The following is an 18,448-nucleotide window of genomic DNA, read 5'->3' as shown; positions in this document are numbered from 1 at the left end:
CCGGATGCCGACCTTAACCCGGGCGGAACAGACGCTAGTGATGCACTGCGCTCATTGCACCCACCTCGGCCACGCCAAATACCACTTCTCCACGGGCTTGCTCAGCGCGGCGATCCCCAGGTTGTCGCTCGCCTCAGCAATGTCGCGCAGGGTGCCGTCCTTGTAACGGAGCTCGATGCGGTCGTTCGTCGGGTCGTAGGCGTTGTTCACGATGCTGCCGGTGATCACGAAGCGGTCGGCGTCTGCAAGTTCAATCTTCAGGTGGTCGGCTACGCGGCGTTTCAGCGCGGCGATTCGGTCGGTGTCCCAAGAATCGTCCTGCAAGCGGATGTGCAGGTTATGGCGTTGCACCAGGTCGGTGGCCAGGCGCGCCAGCACGGTGTCCGGGTGATCGCACCACACCTTCACGGCGCCCATCACATCGTGGTCGTCGAGCTTCAGGAAATCAGCCAGCACCGCAGGATCCTGGAACGATGCGCGATCATGATCAGCAATGAGGAAACGCATGAGCGCTGGTGATGCGAACACGGCAATGCCGCCCGTGGCGAGCTGCTTGGCGCGTCGCAGCGTCTCCACCAGCATCATCTCGCAGGCCACCACGGCCTTGTGCAGGTACACCTGCCAATACATCAGGCGACGCGCCACAAGGAATTTCTCGATGCTGTAGATGGCCTTCTCCTCCACCACCAGCCGGTCATCCACCACCTGAAGCATCTTGATGATGCGCTCTCCGCCGATCACGCCTTCGCTCACGCCGGTGTAGAAGCTGTCGCGGTTCAGGTAGTCGATGCGGTCCACATCGAGCTGGCTGCTGACGAGCTGGTGCAGGAAACGCTTCGGGTATTCGTCGCGGAAGATGCGGATGCCCAGATCCAGCGCGCCCTTCAACTCCGCGTTGAGCGCGTCCATCACCAGCGCGCTCACATCCTCGTGGCCGATGCCCTCCACCAGGCTGTGCTCCAGCGCGTGGCTGAAAGGACCGTGGCCGACATCGTGCAAGAGGATGGCGATGGCGGCGCCTTGCGCTTCGTCGTCGGTGATCGCATGACCTTTCCCGCGGAGCGTGGCGTCGCTTCGCCCATCAGGTGCATGGCGCCCAACGCATGGTGGAAGCGCGTGTGCAGCGCGCCAGGATAGACCAGGTGGCCCAGCCCCAATTGCTTGATGTAGCGCAAGCGCTGGAACCATGGATGGTCGATCAGCGCCAGCACCTGCGCGTTGGGCACGGTGATGAAGCCGTAGATGGGGTCGTTGAGGATCTTCATGAAATGGGCCGCAGAGGCGCACAGGCGCAGAGGCATAGCAGATCCTGATCGGCTGTCATGAGTTGCTCTGCCGGATAACTAAAGGGTACTGAGGTTGTTTCGCGCCATGCAGGGATGTGCATGGAGGTCGTTTCTCTGCGGCTCTGCGCCTCTGCGGCCATCATTCTGCGGTATGATCAAGGACTACCTTCACGCCCCGAAAGTACAGGGCAACATCCGAGCGCATCGGCCGTTGGCCCTGCATGCGAACCTTCACCCAAGAACCTGCGGCGCCGAAAGGGGCCCTGATCCCGAACATGACCGCCAACATCCTCTGGGCCGACGACGAGATCGACCTGCTGCGCCCGCACGTGCTCTTCCTGCAAGGCAAGGGCTACACCGTGGATACCGTGAACAACGGGCTCGACGCCGTGGAGAAGAGCAAGGCCAAGGAGTACGACATCATCTTCCTCGACGAGAACATGCCCGGCCTCAGCGGGCTGGAGACGCTGAACCGCATCAAGGCCGTACTGCCCCATGTGCCGGTGATCATGATCACCAAGAGCGAAGAGGAGCACATCATGGAAGAGGCCATCGGCGGCAAGATCAGCGACTACCTGATCAAGCCCGTGAACCCCAACCAGATCCTGCTCTCGCTGAAGAAGCACCTCGAGGGCCGCCGCCTGGTGAGTGAGAAGAGCACCAGCAGCTACCAGCAGCAATTCCGCCAGCTTGCCATGCAGCTGGGCGGCCGCATGGGCACCGCGGAATGGACCGAGCTGTACAAGGAGCTGGTGCGCTGGGACCTGGAGCTCACGGGCAGCCAGGACCCCGGCATGGCCGACATCCTGCGCAGCCAATGGAACGAGGCCAACGAGCAGTTCAGCCGCTTCGTGGCCGACCGCTATCCCGATTGGCTCAGCGGCAAGGCCACCGATGCGCCGCTGCAATCGCACCAGCTCTTCAAGGCCAAGGTGGCGCCGCTGATAGATGAGAAGCAGCCGCCGCTCTTCATGGTGCTCATCGACAACCTGCGGCTGGATCAATGGCGCGTGCTGGAGCCCGTGCTCGGCGAGTTCTTCCGCACCGAGGACCAGGGCCTCTTCTACGCCATCCTGCCCACTGCCACGCAATACGCGCGCAACGCGCTCTTCGCGGGCATGATGCCCGCCGAGATCGAGAAGCGCTACCCCGGCAAGTGGATCAACGAGGATGAAGAGGGCAGCAAGAACGCGCACGAGGCCGAGTTCCTCGCCGGGCAGCTGCAGCGCTTGGGCAGGAACGTGAAGCACAGCTACCACAAGATCCTCAACCTGAATGCCGGGAAGAAGCTCGCGGAGAGCCTCGATGAGCTCATGGGCAATCCGCTCAACGTGATCGTGTACAATTTCGTCGACATGCTCAGCCACGCGCGCACCGAGATGGAGGTGATCCGCGAGCTGGCCAGCGATGATGCCGCCTACCGCAGCCTCACCAAGAGCTGGTTCGAGCACAGCCCGCTCATCGACATCCTCAAGGGCATCGCCGAGCGCGGCGGCCGCGTGGTGATCACCACCGATCACGGCACCATCCGCGTCACCGACCCCAGCAAGGTGGTGGGCGACCGCAACACCAACAGCAACCTGCGCTACAAGCACGGCCGCAACCTGAGCTACGAGGACCGCGATGTGCTGGTGATCAAGGATCCCGCCAAGGCCCACCTGCCCAAGGCCAACATGAGCACGGTGTACATCTTCGCAAAGGGCGCGCGCTTCTTCGTGTACCCCAACAACTACAACCACTTCGTCACCTACTTCCGCGACACCTTCCAGCATGGCGGCATATCGCTGGAGGAGATGATCGTGCCGTGGGCGGTGCTGAAGGCGAGGTAGCGCGAATGGATGGTTTAAGGTTGAAGCGGAGCCGGTAAAGGGTTGTTCGTGCGCTGCCCACGAACTTCGCGGGCCATGCCAGCGCAGTATTCGCTTCGCGATGAACGGTCAGCTCCGCAAGTAGCCGCGCAGATCATTGCGGACTTCCCTTTCGCACGCATCTTCGCCCTCCACGGCGATCTAGGCGCCGGAAAGACCACGCTCATCAAGGGTTTCTGCGATGCGCTCGGGGCGCATGACCAGGCGAGCAGCCCCACGTTCTCCATCGTGAACGAGTACCGCTCCGAGCATGGCGGGCCGGTGTACCACTTCGACCTCTACCGCTTGAAGGATGCCGATGAACTGCAAGGCATCGGCTTCACCGAGTACATCGACAGCGGCGCTTACTGCTTCATCGAATGGCCTGAGCTGGCTGCGGACCTGCTTCCTCCGGGCACCTTGCGCCTCACGTTGGAAGTGGCGCCCGATACCGTGCGCACCATCTCCATCAGCCGTTGAGGCGGACGCTGCGATCAGCGCTTCACGAAGCGGAGCACCTGCTGCCCGGCACCATCGCTCACGCGCAACCAGTACACCCCGCTTCGCAGTGGCATGGCGTCGATGTACGCGTTGGGGCCCACCGTGTTCTGCGCGGCCACCGTGCGGCCCACGGCATCCACGATGGTGATGTTCACCGTGCCGCTTGACGAAAGGCCGCGCAGGAACAGCGGTCCCTCTGTGGGATTGGGCCAAGCCGCCAATGTGTTGGAGGCCTGCATCCCGAGTCCGGTGGTGATCACCACCAGCACATCCGAGGTGGCTGTTCCCACGCAGCCCTCCTCACTGGTGTAGCTCACGCTGTAGGAGCCATTCTCCGTGGGTTCATAGCTCTGCCCGTTGGCTCCCAGGATGGGTTCGCCATTCAGCAGCCATTGAATGGTGCCGGTGAATTCCGGGGAGGCGATCAGCGTGTTGCCGACCTGGTCGATCTCCGGCTCGGGCACGTCATCGGAAAGGCCCGTGAACTCGGTGACGAAGAAGCCCCTGTTCGGGATGCGCTCCGTGCAGCTCAGCTCCCATGGCGAGAGGGTGTTCAACCTGCCGCTCACCACGTAGCGGCCATCACCCTGTGCCACGAGCGCATAGCTGAAGCTCTGCAAGGCGCCGGGTGGCTGGACCGGCACCCCGGCGTGGAAACCGTTCAGGTACTCACCATCCACATTGATCTCCGCGATGAAGCCCTTGCCCGTGGCCGCAGCGTTGATCACGGCGGGGCCGAAGGTGGCGGTGCCGGACGTCTGCTCCCCGCAGATATACAGGGTGTTGCCATCGTCCTTCAGGACCAGGCCATAGGCATAGGTGGAGGTCGTGGAGTTGATCGGCCGCATCCACAGCGGGGTGCCATCGGCGTCCATCTTCAGCACGGCGTCGATGCCGTTAGCCAAGGTGGTGTTGGTGATCACATCCGGTCCGAACGTGATGGGCGTGTTGAAGCCGAGGGTGGCGCAGGCGTAGATGTTGTCGGACGGGTCTGTCGCCAGCGGTATGTTGTGCTCAAAGCGGTCGCGGAAGTTGCCATGTGAGCGGTACCAGCGGATGGAATCCAGGTCGGCATTGCAGCGCAGGAAGAAGTTACGGTTCAGGGCAGCTGCCGACGCATCGCCCGGCAGGCTCGGGTCGGTGCCGAAGGCCAGTTCACCGCGGTGCTCGCCAGCAATGATCACATCCCCGTTGCTCAGGCTCACCGCGTTCTTGAACCACAGGTTGGGAAACGCGGTCGTGGGCACGTAGGAGGTGGCGGCCAGTGATGTCTGCGGGACGCCGGCGGTGTCCAAGCTGGCCATCGAGAGATTGCCACTTTGGAAGTACAGCAGTCCGCTGGCGTAGTGCAATAGGGTGGTGCGGCTTGCCCCGCCGGTGCTGGACATGCCCGTGTTGTGAGCCCACACCAGGTTCCCGTCGGGTGAGAGCTTCAGCAGGTAGTTGCGCAAGGCGGTCACGTTCACGGTGGTGTCGCCGACGATGATCGTGCTTGCCGAGGCACGGCCAAGGAAATAGGCATTACCAGCCTCATCGGCGCGGATGCTGAAGGGCTGGAACTGTGGCCCCACCGGGCGTATCCACTGCAGTTCACCGGCGCTGTTGAACTTGTGCACAAAGGCGTTCGAGCTGCCCGCTCCGCCATTGGGTTGCACGGTATCGCCCTGGCACTGCTGCGCGCCGTTGCCATCGTTGAACAGGAACAGGTTGCCCTGGGGGTCGCGGGCCAGGTCCAATGCCCCGGAGAAGCTATTGGCGATGCCGGCGTATCCTCCGCTGCTGGCCCAGGTGAAGCCTTGGGCGCTCACGTGCAAGGCTCCGAGCATGCCGGAGAGGAGCGGGAAGAACAGGTATCGTGACTTGCGCATGGGTAGGGTCGGTTCGTTCGTGGGCAAAACTGCTGCTTCGGTTGCAACCGGGAAATAGAACTTTGGTTAGGGGTGCCGGCCAGCGGACCGATCGCCCGGGATCCCCGCTCGCGTCCTGCTCAGTACCTTCGCGATCCACCTCCGGAACGCCATGAACCCATCCACCGAGCTGCTCAAGCAACTGGCCCGTCAATCGGCCATGCTGCCGCAAGAGCAGGTGATGGAGGTGGGGCGCAAGAAGAAGAACCTCTTCATCGGCATCCCCAAGGAGATCACCTTCCAGGAGCACCGCGTGCCCCTCACCCCTGCCGCCGTGGCGGTGCTGGTGGGCCGCGACCATGAAGTGGTGATCGAGCGTGGCGCCGGTCAGCCCGCGCAGTTCCAGGACAGCGATTACAGTGAGGCCGGAGCCAGCGTTGTTGAAAGCCCGGCTGAGGTGTTCAAGGCCGACCTGATCCTGAAAGTGGCGCCGCCCACGCACGCCGAGATCGAGATGCTGCGCCATAAGCAGACGCTCATCTCCGCCCTGCAGCTCACCGTGCAGCCCAAGGACACGCTGCGCCGCATGATGGAGAAGCGCATGACGGCCGTTGCCTGGGACTTCATCAAGGACCGTGAGGGCATCTACCCGATCATCCGCGCCATGGGCGAGATCGCGGGCAATACCAGCATCCAGATCGCCAGCGAATACCTCAGCGCCGATAAGGGCGGCCCGGGCCTCATGCTCGGCGGCATCAGCGGCGTGGAGCCTGCTGAAGTGGTCATCATCGGCGCGGGCACCGTGGGCGAATTCGCTACGCGCGCCGCCCTGGGCCTTGGAGCCAGCGTGAAGGTCTTCGACAAGAGCATCTACCGCCTGCGCCGCTTGCAGAGCGATCTCGGCCAGCGCATCTGGACGAGCGTCATCCAGCCCGAGGAACTGAAGAAAGCCCTGCGCAATGCCGATGTGGCCATCGGTGCGCTGCGTCCGGAGCAAGGCCGCACGCCCATGGTGGTCACCGAGGAGATGGTGAAGGACATGAAGAGCGGCAGCGTGATCGTTGATGTGAGCATCGACCGCGGCGGCTGCTTCGAGACCAGCGAGGTGACCACGCACACCGACCCCGTGTACAAGCGCTACGGCGTGATGCATTACTGCGTGCCCAACATCGCCAGCCGCGTGCCCCGCACCGCCAGCACCGCGCTCAGCAACATCTTCGGCCCCATGCTCCTGCACATGGGCGATGTCGGCGGCTTCGAGGACCTCATCAAACAGGATCTCGGTGTGCGCCACGGCGTGTACCTCTACAACGGCACCGTCACCAGCCCCATCCTCGGCGAGGCCTTCAAGCTGCCCTACAAGGACCTCGACATCCTGCTGGCCGCATTCTGATCCGAAGCACCCTTCCCTCAGCGCTCCCGCATCGGAATGGAAGTGACCCTCGCCGCCCTCTCGAAGACCTTCGGGCGCGAGGCCGTGATCCGCGAGGCCAGCTTCTCCTTGAGCAGCGGATCCCGCACCGTGATCCTCGGCCCCAACGGCAGCGGCAAGAGCACCTTGCTGCAACTGGTCGCGGGCGCCTTGATGCCCTCCAGCGGGACCATCACGCATGCCGTGGATGCCAAGGCCATCGCTGCGGATAGGGTGTACCGCCACGTGAGCATCGCCGCGCCCTACCTCGGCCTGTACGAGGACCTGAGCCTGAGCGAGTGCATCCGCTTCCATGCGCGCTTCAAGCCCTTCAGGCCTGGCATCGGTGAGGACGGCGTGGCCCGCATGGCCTACCTCGATCACGCCTTGGAGAAACCGGTGCGCCACTTCAGCAGCGGCATGAAGCAGCGCCTGAAGCTCGCGCTTGCCATCCTCAGCAACACGCCGCTGCTGCTGCTCGATGAACCCGCGAGCAACCTCGACGCCGAAGCCATCAGCTGGTTCCGTGCTTTGCTGCGCGAGCATGCCGGCGGGCGCACCCTGGTGGTGGCCAGCAACCGCCAGCCTGCGGAACACGACCTCTGCGATCGGGCATTGGAGCTGCGCGACGGGGTGCCGGTGGCGGTCTGAGGCCTTACCGATGCCGTACCGCTCAGCCTTGGACCCTAAGGCCGCGGGCCGCGAGCCAGCCGATCATCCGGATTGAAGCGAAGCCGCGCCCGCTCCCCCGCCCTACTTTCGCGCCCCCGCACAGCGGACCATAACCCCAATCCGACCAATGACCATGCGCCTTGTCACTCTTTTTGCCGCCACCGCCTTCATCACCGCCTGCTCGCAGGGACAGAAAGGCCGCGTGGCACTCGCCACGGAGATCGATTCGGTGAGCTACGCCATCGGCGCCGACATCGGCACCAACTTCAAGCGCAACAAGCTCGCTGACGTGAACGTGCAGGCCCTGGCCATGGGCCTCGGCGATGCCCTTGACAGCACCGGGCTGATGACCGAGGACGAGGTGAACAAGGTGGTGCAGGGCTACATGATGAAATTGCAGGAGGCCAAGATGGCCGAGGAGCAGGCGAAAGGCGAAGAGAACCGCGTGAAGGGCGAGCAGTTCCTGGCCGAGAATGGCAAGCGCAAGGAAGTGGTTACCACCGCCAGCGGCCTGCAGTACGAGGTCATCAAGATGGGCAGCGGCGCCAAGCCCACGGCAGAGCAGCAGGTGAAGGTGCACTACCATGGCACCCTCATCGATGGGACCGTATTCGACAGCTCGGTTGATCGCGGCGAGCCGATCACTTACGCGGTGAACGGTTTCGTGCGCGGCTGGCAGGAGGCCTTGCAGATGATGCCCATCGGCAGCAAGTGGAAGGTCTACATCCCCAGCGATCTCGGCTACGGCGCACAAAGCGCACCCGGCGGCAAGATCCCTGCGAACAGCACGCTGATCTTCGATCTCGAGCTGCTCGACGTGGTGAAGCAGTAGGCGCAACAGAAATTCCGGAAAGGTGCGAGGCCTCAGGTCTTCGCACCTTTTCGTTTTCTGCCGGTCGAGCCTAACTCCGCTCAGGCCGCTCCGGCAGCGGCATCCAGTGGCTCACCTCTTGGAAGAACCGGTTGCTGGTGCCTTCGCCCAGCCAGAAATGCGGCGGCCCGGCATAACCCGTCTTGCTCGGGTTCTTCGCGAAGAAGTCGTGCGCGAAGCGCATCACCACCACGAGCCGCTCTTCGGTTGCGCCGGTCTTGCCCGGAAGGAACACCGTGTTCTTCGGGAGATAGCAGAGCACGCGCTGGCCATCATCGGGAAGGCGTTCTGAAACGGGCACCCAGCGGCTCACGCGGCCAAGGTAGAAGCGGCGTGCTCATGGGTAGTGCTCAGGTCAAAGCGAAGTCATCCTACGCATGCGGAGTGCTCGATTCGACTCGCATTTCGTGTATCGCCAAGGCGCTTGATTGGCAGGAAGTGAGTGCGTGGGCGTCCACGATCCGCGCGGGACAGGCGGTCGGCGTGCCCGTGCGTAGAGCCGGTGTGGTAGCTGAGCCGCCTGGACTTGGATCGTGGTCGCCTTTTGGCTCCACCTTTTGGCGGAGCAAAAGGTCTCTAGGCTTGCGCTGGTAAATCGCAACCAACTGGAGGAAGCCGAGCAGAGCGTGAGGTGAACCGGGCAAAAGGTCAGGATGAGGTCCTGCTTTCCTATTGGGACCTCACGCTCCTCGGTGTCCAAGGCTCGAATAGAAATTGAGGCTCGCGGCCTGTTAGAGTTCTGAAGCGAAGGACACCTGCTCAGCCCCTTCAGTGGACAACAAACCTAAACCCACCATGAGAACAATCGGGATAGATGTGAGCAAAGCCACCCTGGATGTGGCCCTGCGCGATGAGCGGGGCATCGCTTTAGAGAAGCAGGTGAAGAACTCCCCCGCAGCACTGCGCGGCCTGCTGCGAGCATGGGCCAGGCGCGGGCTGTGCGAGAAGAGCACCTTGGTATGCCTAGAGCCTACGGGCCATTACAGCCTTGGTGTGATCAAGACCTTGCTGGACATGGGCCAGCCCACTTGGATGGCGCACCCCAACGATATCCGCCTGAGCATCGGGATGCAACGGGGCAAGAGCGACAAGGTGGATGCGCGGCGCATCGCCGAGTACGCCTCTCGCTACGCGGACAAGGCGCGCCTGATCACGCCTGCGTTCATGGGCTTTGCCGAGTTGAGGAGCCTCTTGGCCCTGCGTGAGCGCCTCATCAAGCAGCGCGCAGGTCATCGCGCCCAGATGAAGGACAATGTGCTCTACCTGGGCAAGTCGATACGGGCCTTGGTGAGGAGCGAGCTCGAACGGCAGCTCAAGGCCTTGGAGAAATCGCTCCAGAAGCTGGAGAAGACCATCGCAGCCGTGATCGCCGCCAACGAAGAGGTGCAGCGCAAGAAGGCGTTGGCCCAAACCGTAACGGGCATCGGCCCCGTACTGGCCAGTGAACTCATCGCCCACACCGAGGGCTTCACGCGCTTCGAGAACCCACGGCAGCTGGTGTGCTACGTGGGCTGCGCTCCCTTCGAGCGATCATCCGGCAGCAGCGTGCGCGGACGCACTGCCACTTCTGCATGTGCCAATAAGCGCCTAAAGAGCCTGTTGCGCCTAGCCTCGCTCGCAGCGGCTCGCAGCCCCGGAGACCTGCGCGACTACTACCTGCGCAAGCTTGAGCAAGGCAAACGCCCCATCGTCGCCCTCAACAACGTCGCCGGCAAGATCATCCACCACCTCTGGGCAGTGCTCGCCTCCGGGAATCCGTACTCACGCTACTTGCACATGTCATAGAAATAGGAAATCGGATCAGCGCATTCTTCCGTAGGGACCAAAACTGAAATCGCCCAACCGATTCAGCAGGCGCTCATGCCTGCGGCTCCAGCGGCACGGCATCGCCCAGCACCAGATCGAGCGCGAGCTGAACGGCTTGCTTGGCCAGGGCCTTGGTGCGATCATCGCCCTCGGCGAAGAGCTTATCGCTCTCCTTGCGCAGCAGGTAGCCGATCAATTCGCCGTGGATCTCGAGGCCCGTGGCGGTGACCACCCCGTTGCGCGAGTGGCACCAATGCCAGAGCAGGCGCAGGGCGAGGCGCAAGGAGGAACGGTCGTGCAGACGGCTGCCCTGCACCACCCAGGCCTTGCCCTGCCAGCGGAACACCAGGCAGCGCAGGGTCGTGCGGATGGCGGTCACCAGGCTGTCCACGGTGATGGCGCCTTCGGGCCTCCGGATCAGGTCGGCAGGGGCTATGGCGGTATCGCGCTGGTAGCCGAGCTGGTGCGCCAGCGGCATCATCTTGTTGAACTGCGCCATCGCGGCGTTCACGGTATCGGCATGAACGACCATGGTGCCATCGAAGCCGTCGGCGGCCTCGCGCTCCTTGTCGTTGAGCATCTCCTGGTAATCGGCCTTCACGCGCGCGGGATCGAGCGGAGGCAGCACGAAGCTGGGCGCGCCGATGGCATGCGCGCCGCGCCGGTGGCAAACGGCGATGAGGTGCAGCGACAGCGCGCGCAGGAACGGCGCATTGAGGCCCACCGACTCACGGTCGGGGAAGACCGGCGAATCGGGACCGTGGAAGATGGCGATGTGATCGGCGGCGTAGCCCTGCGGGTCGATGCTGAGGCCGGCGGCATGGTGCATCAGCTCGAAGAGGATCTCGTCGGCCTCGAGGGCGCCGGCGAGCGAGTCGATCATCACCGTGGCGCGGATGCTGCCGCGCGGCAGGTCGGCGCACTGCTCCACCTCATCGAGCAGCTGCGTCCAGAGGCGCGCTTCCATGTGCCCTTGCACATCGCGGAGCAGCAGGTAGAGGCCGCCCTGACGCTCGGTGAGCAGCTGCAGCGCATGGGTGCCCAGCAGGGCCAGGTCGAGGAAGGCGGCGGGCGATGGCTCGCCGCGCACCAGCACGCTGGGCTCCAGCACATGCAAGGGGCGCGGACCGATGAGCAGGCGCGTGGTGCTGCGCGGGTTGGCGCGCACGCGGCCCTCGTAGGGGTCGAGGTAGGCGATGTCGGAGCGGGTGGCGCGCTCCAGCACGCGGTGGGCGCGCATCACGCTCCAGGCATCGCCGCAGGTGAAGTTCCACAGGTCGGCCACGTAGCTCTTGGCGCCGGCATTGAGGCCGTTGATGAGCTCGCTGCGCGTGCAGCCACCGATGAGCTCCACGCGACGCTCGAGCAATTGCTCAGGCACGGGGTCGATGCGCCATTCGGTGCTGCGCACGTGCGCGGTATCGGGCAGGTGGGCCACATCGCCCGAGGACAGCGCGGCGCGCCGCTTCTCGCGCAACGGCAACAGGGCCGTGCGCCGCATCTCATAGCGGTCGAGCAGGTTCTCCAGCAACTCCTGCACGCGCGGTCCAAGCGCTCGGTCAACGGTAGCGGCCTCCATCTTCAAATGTGAGCGCGGACTTCTACGCAGGTGCCGCGTGATGGGTTGTGTGGCGCGATGCGGAGGCTATCGAGCCAGCTCCAGGTCGCGTTCCGTTTCGGCCAAAGCGCGCAGGCGCGGGTGCATCACCGCGAAGAAGAGCGGCGGCAGCAGGCTCAGCATCATGGTGCCCGGATAGCCCGTGGGCAACTGGGGCGCAGCGTCGATGCTGTGCAGGGTCTGGTACTTCTTGCTCGCCTTCCAATGGTGATCGCTATGGCGCGTGAGCTCGAAGAGGGTGAGGCGGCCCAGCAGGTGGTCGCTGTTCCACGAGTGCACATGCTCCACGCGGCGGTAATGCCCGTGCGCATCGCGCGTGCGGCGCAAGCCGTAGTGCTCGATGTAGTTCACCGTTTCCAGGAGCAGCGCGCCGATGAGCGCTGCGGCGAGGAAGGCCGCCATCACCTTCCACCCGAGCGCCGCGCCGATCACCGCCACCAAGGCGAATTGCCAGCCCAGCGCCTGCAGCATCTCGTTGCGCCAGCCGTAGGGCGCATGGCCTTCCTTCCGCATCCGCCCGGCCTCGATGCGCCACGCGCTCACGTAACTGAACACGAGGCTGCGCAGCCAGAAGGCCATGAGCCATTCGCCATAGCGCGCGCTGGCGGGATCATCGGGCGTGGCCACGCGCTTATGATGGCCGCGGTTGTGCTCGATGATGAAGTGCATGTAGAGGCTGGTGAGCAGCAGCGCCCGCGCCAGGTCGCGCTCCCAGCGCGTGGGGCGGTGGCCCAGCTCGTGCGCCACGTTGATGCCGTAGATGCCGCAGAGGATGCCCATGCTGGCGATGCGGCCCGCCACCTCCCACCAGGCCAGGCCCGGCTCGCCCACTTGCAGCAGGAAGAGCACCAGCACGCCCCATTGCACCGGCACCAGCACGTACAGGAGCAGGTCGAAGAGCGGATCGTCCTTGGCCACCGCCTCTTCTTCGCGGCTGAGGTTATCGGCACGGCGCGGGATCAGCAGCTCCAGCAAGGGCACCAGCGCGAAGGCGTGCATCGGCAGCGCCCAGGTCCACACGCCATGGGCCGTGAGGCTCACCACGCCCCAGGCCGGCGCCAGGAAGGTGACCAGGTAGCGCAAGGCGCGGAGCCGCATGCGGCGGCGGACAGCAAGGCGCGGCAGGGCGGTTTCCACGAGGGGAAAGGTAGAGAGGCAGGGAAGGCGGCATGAGAAATACAGGGATCACCGTAGCCCTGGTCGCGCGGATCGCCTCACTATTGCGCCAACCAAACGAACATGAACCGATTCTGCACTGCTCTCCTCCTTTCGGCTTGCACCGGCACCGCCGTGGCGCAGACCCTCACCGATGCCAATAGCATCCCCGCTGTGGGCCATGCCGAAACGCGCACCTACTACAACTCGGGCAGCGCCGATGGCTGGAACCTCACCGGCACGGGCAACACCTGGGATGCCACCGGCGTAACGCCCTTCGGCATCACGGCCATGAGCAACTACCGCGCACCGGGCGATAGTCCGTTCGCAGGCAGCTACCCCGGCACCACCTTGTGCGCCCAACGCGTGCAGGACGGCAACACCGAGTGGCGCCACTACATCGTGGATGCCGCGCACGCCGAGATGATCGGCGTGAGCGCCGAAGCCGTGGTGGGCGGTCGCACCTATTGCACCTTCCCTTTCAGCATGGGCAGCACGTTCACCGATAGCTGGACCATCAACGGCAACAACCTCAGCGACACCTATACCTATGTCGCCTCCGGCGAGGTGACGGCACCCTGGGGCACCATCACCGATGTGGTGCTGTTCGAGACCAGCGGCGGCTTCAGCTACTATCTCTACCTGGCCAGCAACCTGCTCGATCCCATCGGCACCTATACGCCCGGCTTCGGCATCGACCTCTGGAAAGTGGAGCTGGGCATGGGCATCGCCGATGCGCCGGCGCTGCGCGTGGGCCTCTGGCCTAACCCCGCCGCGGATGAAGCGGTGCTCTCCATGCCCCATGCGCACGGCTTCTCGTTCACCTTGCTCGATGCCCTTGGCCGCGCAGTGCTCACCCACAGCACCACCGGCGATCGCGCCGTGCTCGATCTGCGCCGCTTCGCCCCTGGCCTGTACCATGTGCTGGCCACCGATGCACGCGGGCAGCGCGCAACGGGCACCTTGGTGGTGGCGCGGTGAGTGTGGCGTTGGCGACCGCTCTTGCCGCCGGGAGAGACCCTCGATCCTCAGTGGGATCCTGAGGAGCATGCCGCACGAAGCCTCTGCCTGCGCAGCAAAGGGCAATCACGGCGCTGCGTGGGATTTCGAGAATGCCGCGCGCAGAATGTGCTTTTTCACAGGGTACCCCCTGTGAAAAAGCACCTGTTTATTCTCCCGGCCGCTGCGGTGCTTCGCACCATGTTCCTGCGCAGCCGCAAGCGCACCCGCCAGCCCACCGCGATCAACGATCGCGACCGGGAGTACCTGCGCCTGCTGCTCACGGTGCCAGAGCCCACGCCGGCCCAGATCGCCGATGCCATGCACCGCAGCGTGAAGACCGTGGAGAAGCGCCGCTACAAGGTGATGCGCAAGCTGGGCGCCAAGACCACCTTGGAATTGTACCTGGCCGCGGTGAGGCGGGGGCTGGTGGAGTGCGGGTGCGGGAAGGGGAAATGCGGGGAGGGGGAAGAGGGTGTGTATAGCGCAGCACCGAAGTAGCGCTCCTACTGAAGAATAAACGTAGACCTATGTAACAGGGCTTAGCCGCCTCACCACAAGACCCTTTGCGGACCATGGTGGGTAGGGCTGACCTAGAGCAAGTTTCTCCAACCAGCGCAATTGCGCGTTGAAATAGGGAGAAAGCGGATGGCCAAAGCCGCAGTTCAGTATTGGGCCTTGGGTTCCTCGCTTCCCATGACCGTATAACATTACTCTCAAGTCATCGTCGAACTCTTCAATCGCGAAAGAACAAGGAAAGTTGTAATAGTATATCGCCAGGCCTGCCTGGGTTGATCCGGCTTCCGTTCGCTTAGCCCTGCTCATTAGGTCCAGCATGGCCGCCTCCACCTCGTTGCGATATTTCTTTGGATCATTCAATGCTGCGTTCGCAGGTTCGATACGATAACGGTCCTTCCTTGAAGCGCACGAAGGGTCCATGATGAAGAACACGACTGGAATAGACAGCGCCTTGTGCATGATCAACTGCGCCATGGCGTCCGTTACGAAATGGTTCCGAGTAAGACCGAACATCGTAATGCGTCGCTGCGCTGATTCAATCCTAGCGATTAGGTCCTTCTCAGAGGCTTCCTTCGTGTGGGTGAAGAAACTGACCATGCCTTCGCCGGGCTCGTTTGCCCCGGGCAGAGTCTTTAGTTTTTCTCGCGATGTGTCCAGCTCCTTCTGAAGTTGATCGCTCCTCCTTTCTGCAGCTGCGATCCTATAACCGTAGATGAACTTGATAACTGTCCAAATGATTCCGGCGGTACTGAAGAACAGGACAAGCGAATAACCCCAATGGTCAATGAAAAGGTTCACCCATTCCTTGAAGTTGCTCGTCGTATTCATTGAAGCTGATTTCTAGCTCACGCAAGTTCGAGTTCCATTGCGCTAAGTTCTTCTTTCATCTCCTCCCACTCCCCCAAATACCCTCGCATCAAGCTCTTCCACAGCTTGCCGTGGTTGGGCACGCGCAGGTGCAGCAGCTCGTGGACGATCACGTAGTCCTGTAAGCGAGGGGGCAGAGAAAGGAGTTCATCGTTGAAGTTCAGGTGCCCGTTAGTAGAGCAGCTCGCCCACTTGCGGCGCATGGGACGGATGCCCAGCCACACCACCTCCACACCGATCTTCTCCGACCAGTCGCGGACGCGTTGTTTGAATTTGGCCTTGGCGTCCATCAGATGCGGTCGGCTTTCTCCAACAACGTGAACAACTCATCCACCAACCGCACCACCGTCATCTCGTCATCCACCTGAGCGAATATCGCGAAAGTCACCTTGGCGCGTAGCTCGCGCAGTTCCTTCTCGCTCGTCTTCCAATGCGGGAAGGCCACGAAGGCGGTCTTGATCTTCCGGCTCACCGCTTCCGCGTCGTTCACCTTCGCATCCAGCAGGGTGCGGTACACGAAGTAGGTGAGGCCGTCGAAGCCTTTCTCGGCCTGCTCCCGCTTGCGGTCCTCGTTCTGTTGCACCAGGCTCAGGAGCTCGTCCAAGGCCTCCTTGGTGCCGGCCTGGCGGTTCTCGAAGCTCTCCTGAACGGCCTTGGCGCGTTCGGCAATGGCGATCAGGAAGGGGTCGTCGCTTTCGTCCTCGGCCTTCTTCTCGATGCTCTTGATCAGGTTGATCACCTTGGTGCCGTCGCCGCCGAGCTTTTGCTTGATCAGCTCGATGGTGCGCTCGTTGATCTCCACCAGCTCCAGGGGCGCGTTCACGTTGTAGGTGCCTACGTGGTCCTGCACCAGCGCATTGGTCTTGCGCTGGAAGTCGCGGTCCACCTCCACGCGCTTGGTGTAGGCCTTGCGCACTACGTCGTAGATGGCGCTCAGCGTGGCGTAGGGTTCGATGTAGGGGCGCAGGAAGGCATCGGGGCTGATGATCTCGTAGAGCATCTCCACCTCCTTGTACTCCTTGAAGAACTCCTTGCGGCGCTCGGGGTCGCGGAAGTGCTCGATCAGCGTGTCGACGTCCTTGTCGTTGAAGGTCTTGGTGATGAGGGCGAGGTAGCCCGGCACCTTCTGCTCCATCTTGTTCTTGAACAGGCCCTTCAGCAGGGCGATGTCCTTCACGATGGCGTTGATCTCGTCGCTGTCGAAGGCCAGGGCTTTCTCGAGCTTGTCGAAGATGCCTACGAAGTCCAGCACGAAGCCGTGGGGTTTCACCATCTCAGCCTGCTCGTTCTCGTACGGACGGTTCACCCGCGCGATGGCCTGCAGCAGGGTGTGGTCGCGCATGGGCTTGTCCAGGTACATGGCGTAGAGCACGGGCGCGTCGAAACCGGTGAGGAGCTTCTCGGTGACGATGAGGATCTTGGGGTACTCGTTCAACTTGGTGAAGGCCTTGCGGATCTGCCGCTCCTTCTTCTCCTCCATGTGGAACTCCTTCAGCGCGGCCGTGTCGTTGTTGTTGCCGGTATACACCACGGCGCTGTATTCGGGCGGCAGGAATTGGTCCAGCGCGTGCTTGTATAGCGCGCAGGCCTCGCGGTCCACGCCCACGAGGAAGGCCTTGTAGCCGAGCGGCTCCACGTTCTCAGTGTAGTGCTTGGCCACGAACTCGGCCACCTTGGGGATGCGCTCCTTGCCCTTCAGGAAGTTCTTCAGGTTCACGGCGCGGTCCAGCACCTTGTTCAGGTGCTCGATGTCCGCCAGCCCCTCGGCATCGGCCAGGCTCAGGAACTCCTTGTCCAGCGTTTCGTGCGGCACCAGCAGCTCGTTCGGCGCCATGTTGTAGTACAGCGGCAGGGTGGTGCCGTCGGCGATGCTGTCGGCGATGCTGTACTTGTGCAGGTAGCCCTTGTCGTCCTCGCCGCCGAAGGTCTTGAAGGTGCCGCGCCCGTAAGCGGTCTTGTCGATGGGTGTGCCGGTGAAGCCCAGGTAGCTGGCGTTGGGCAGCGCATCGCGCAGGTACTGGCTGAACCCGAAGACATACGCGCCCGTCATGATCCTACACCGACGGACGTTGATGGGGAAGGCGCAGAGAGTAATAGGGCTAGAGCCGCTGGAGTGATGGTCTTGAGGCCAAACTCCGCACTCAACACCGCTAAGTTCGCTGCGCTCATCACTGATTTTGCACCGGCACCCTTAGCCTGATCCAGCGTGCAGAAGTAGTCACCGCCAATTGCAATGTGCGAAGCGACCGAATCTCCATCAGCCCATTCAGCTACGGCCTTCGCGATTTTCTTGTTCTCAGAATCCGGCGCGGCGCCTAAGCCGGTGAGTCCTGAGCCCGGCGAATGAGCTTCAGCGATCTGCTTTGCATGGAAAACGCCTGCCTTCAAATCTTCAACGCGCCTTCCCACCTTGAAGAGCTTATCATGATAAGCGGCTAAAGCGTCACCCGACAGCCTGACCGTGAACTCTTCAACATCGGCATTCGACACGCCAGCATTACGCGGGAAACGAAGAATCTTAAAGCCTGCGGCAGATGCATCCTTAAAGTACTTCTTCAATAGGCCGGTATTGCGTGGATCACCTGCCGTATCTCGTGCCAGAGTGAGATTGATCTTGACAGTGTCACCAACGACCTCCTCAGTAGATGATGATCTGAGCTTGCTTGTTCCAAAGAAGGCCTTGCGATCCGTCTTCTCGATGGCCTCAAGCGTGAATATGGTTTCGGAGAGATATGCCTCTAACCTACCATCGTCTAACGCCTTTCGAATGGTAACAAATTCAGCGTGGAAGGGCTTCCCGACATAATCGACCGGAGAAGCGACCTGTTGCCAAGTGTTGCTATCGAACGTGACTTTCAGTTTGCTCATAAGTAGTGCTTTAGTGAATCCACATCATTCTTGATTTGACCAACCGGATGCGCAGTGATCAACCGGGGTGCTGGATCTTCCGGTGTTACTTGCCATACCACCCGAATGCAGGGATTGGTGTCATCAGGAGTGACAATGCTGCAATCGACTGTAAACCGCGTACCCCACGTATCGGTTCGAG

At 62.6% G+C, this 18,448-nt stretch carries 16 protein-coding genes and 1 pseudogene; 8 read left to right on the top strand and 9 right to left on the bottom strand.

Features of this window, described 5'->3' with window-relative positions; translation table 11 throughout:
- Positions 1-51 precede the first annotated feature (51 nt).
- A pseudogene (locus tag IPK70_05210) lies at positions 52-1,265 on the bottom strand (HD domain-containing protein).
- A 296-nt stretch (positions 1,266-1,561) separates the two neighbouring features.
- On the opposite strand from IPK70_05210, the gene IPK70_05205 reads away from it, so the two are divergent.
- Positions 1,562-3,115: a PglZ domain-containing protein gene (locus IPK70_05205; protein MBK8226554.1), complete on the top strand. Its 1,554-nt coding sequence runs from the start codon at positions 1,562-1,564 to the stop codon at positions 3,113-3,115.
- 75 nt (positions 3,116-3,190) lie between these two features.
- Complete coding sequence (tsaE, locus tag IPK70_05200; protein ID MBK8226553.1) at positions 3,191-3,613, top strand: tRNA (adenosine(37)-N6)-threonylcarbamoyltransferase complex ATPase subunit type 1 TsaE; 423 nt, start codon at positions 3,191-3,193, stop codon at positions 3,611-3,613.
- A gap of 14 nt (positions 3,614-3,627) precedes the next feature.
- On the opposite strand, the gene IPK70_05195 is transcribed toward tsaE, so the two are convergent.
- Positions 3,628-5,502 carry a T9SS type A sorting domain-containing protein gene (locus tag IPK70_05195; GenBank protein MBK8226552.1) on the bottom strand — a complete coding sequence of 625 codons (1,875 nt, stop codon included), beginning with the start codon at positions 5,500-5,502 and terminating at the stop codon, positions 3,628-3,630.
- 151 nt (positions 5,503-5,653) lie between these two features.
- Here IPK70_05195 and IPK70_05190 point away from each other — a divergent pair, with 151 nt between their 5' ends.
- The 3 genes from IPK70_05190 (at position 5,654) to IPK70_05180 (ending at position 8,396) form a co-directional block, all read left to right on the top strand.
- Entirely contained in the window at positions 5,654-6,874 is a 1,221-nt protein-coding gene (locus tag IPK70_05190; protein MBK8226551.1) for an alanine dehydrogenase, read from the top strand.
- 36 nt (positions 6,875-6,910) lie between these two features.
- Positions 6,911-7,543 carry an ABC transporter ATP-binding protein gene (locus tag IPK70_05185; protein ID MBK8226550.1) on the top strand — a complete coding sequence of 211 codons (633 nt, stop codon included), beginning with the start codon at positions 6,911-6,913 and terminating at the stop codon, positions 7,541-7,543.
- A 154-nt stretch (positions 7,544-7,697) separates the two neighbouring features.
- The gene (locus IPK70_05180) at positions 7,698-8,396 is read left to right on the top strand and encodes an FKBP-type peptidyl-prolyl cis-trans isomerase (GenBank protein ID MBK8226549.1); all 699 of its coding nucleotides are present in this window, start codon (positions 7,698-7,700) and stop codon (positions 8,394-8,396) included.
- A gap of 70 nt (positions 8,397-8,466) precedes the next feature.
- Here IPK70_05180 and IPK70_05175 read toward each other — a convergent pair whose 3' ends face one another.
- Entirely contained in the window at positions 8,467-8,748 is a 282-nt protein-coding gene (locus IPK70_05175; protein MBK8226548.1) for a DUF551 domain-containing protein, read from the bottom strand.
- Between the two features lie 482 nt (positions 8,749-9,230).
- Here IPK70_05175 and IPK70_05170 point away from each other — a divergent pair, with 482 nt between their 5' ends.
- The gene (locus tag IPK70_05170) at positions 9,231-10,220 is read left to right on the top strand and encodes an IS110 family transposase (GenBank protein ID MBK8226547.1); all 990 of its coding nucleotides are present in this window, start codon (positions 9,231-9,233) and stop codon (positions 10,218-10,220) included.
- Positions 10,221-10,293: 73 nt separating this feature from the next.
- Here the strand turns inward: IPK70_05170 and IPK70_05165 are convergent, their stop codons facing one another.
- Positions 10,294-11,820 (bottom strand): hypothetical protein, encoded by a 1,527-nt coding sequence (locus IPK70_05165; GenBank protein MBK8226546.1) that lies wholly within the window; start codon positions 11,818-11,820, stop codon positions 10,294-10,296.
- Positions 11,821-11,886: 66 nt separating this feature from the next.
- Positions 11,887-12,957 carry an alkane 1-monooxygenase gene (locus tag IPK70_05160; GenBank protein ID MBK8226545.1) on the bottom strand — a complete coding sequence of 357 codons (1,071 nt, stop codon included), beginning with the start codon at positions 12,955-12,957 and terminating at the stop codon, positions 11,887-11,889.
- 141 nt (positions 12,958-13,098) lie between these two features.
- Between IPK70_05160 and IPK70_05155 the strand changes: the two genes are divergently transcribed.
- Entirely contained in the window at positions 13,099-13,995 is an 897-nt protein-coding gene (locus IPK70_05155) for a hypothetical protein (protein ID MBK8226544.1), read from the top strand.
- Between the two features lie 219 nt (positions 13,996-14,214).
- Complete coding sequence (locus tag IPK70_05150) at positions 14,215-14,514, top strand: response regulator transcription factor (GenBank protein MBK8226543.1); 300 nt, start codon at positions 14,215-14,217, stop codon at positions 14,512-14,514.
- Between the two features lie 27 nt (positions 14,515-14,541).
- On the opposite strand, the gene IPK70_05145 is transcribed toward IPK70_05150, so the two are convergent.
- From IPK70_05145 to IPK70_05130, 4 genes are read right to left on the bottom strand one after another with little or no spacing between them, the layout of a single operon-like run.
- On the bottom strand, positions 14,542-15,360 hold the full coding sequence (locus tag IPK70_05145) for a hypothetical protein (protein MBK8226542.1): 819 nt from the start codon (positions 15,358-15,360) through the stop codon (positions 14,542-14,544).
- Between the two features lie 17 nt (positions 15,361-15,377).
- A complete protein-coding gene (locus IPK70_05140) occupies positions 15,378-15,689 on the bottom strand; it encodes a M48 family metallopeptidase (GenBank protein ID MBK8226541.1) in 312 nt (103 codons plus the stop codon).
- Positions 15,689-17,449 carry a hypothetical protein gene (locus tag IPK70_05135; protein ID MBK8226540.1) on the bottom strand — a complete coding sequence of 587 codons (1,761 nt, stop codon included), beginning with the start codon at positions 17,447-17,449 and terminating at the stop codon, positions 15,689-15,691. The genes IPK70_05140 and IPK70_05135 overlap by 1 nt, the downstream gene beginning before the upstream one ends.
- Positions 17,446-18,267, bottom strand: coding sequence for a hypothetical protein (locus tag IPK70_05130; protein MBK8226539.1), 822 nt, complete (start codon positions 18,265-18,267; stop codon positions 17,446-17,448). Before IPK70_05130 ends, IPK70_05135 begins: the two co-directional genes overlap by 4 nt.
- Positions 18,268-18,448 lie beyond the last annotated feature (181 nt).

This window comes from Flavobacteriales bacterium (genome assembly GCA_016712535.1).
In the GTDB taxonomy this organism is placed as follows: domain Bacteria; phylum Bacteroidota; class Bacteroidia; order Flavobacteriales_F; family PHOS-HE28; genus PHOS-HE28.
The sequence above is the reverse complement of the archived record's forward strand: the minus strand, read 5'-3'. Positions and strand labels throughout refer to the sequence as shown.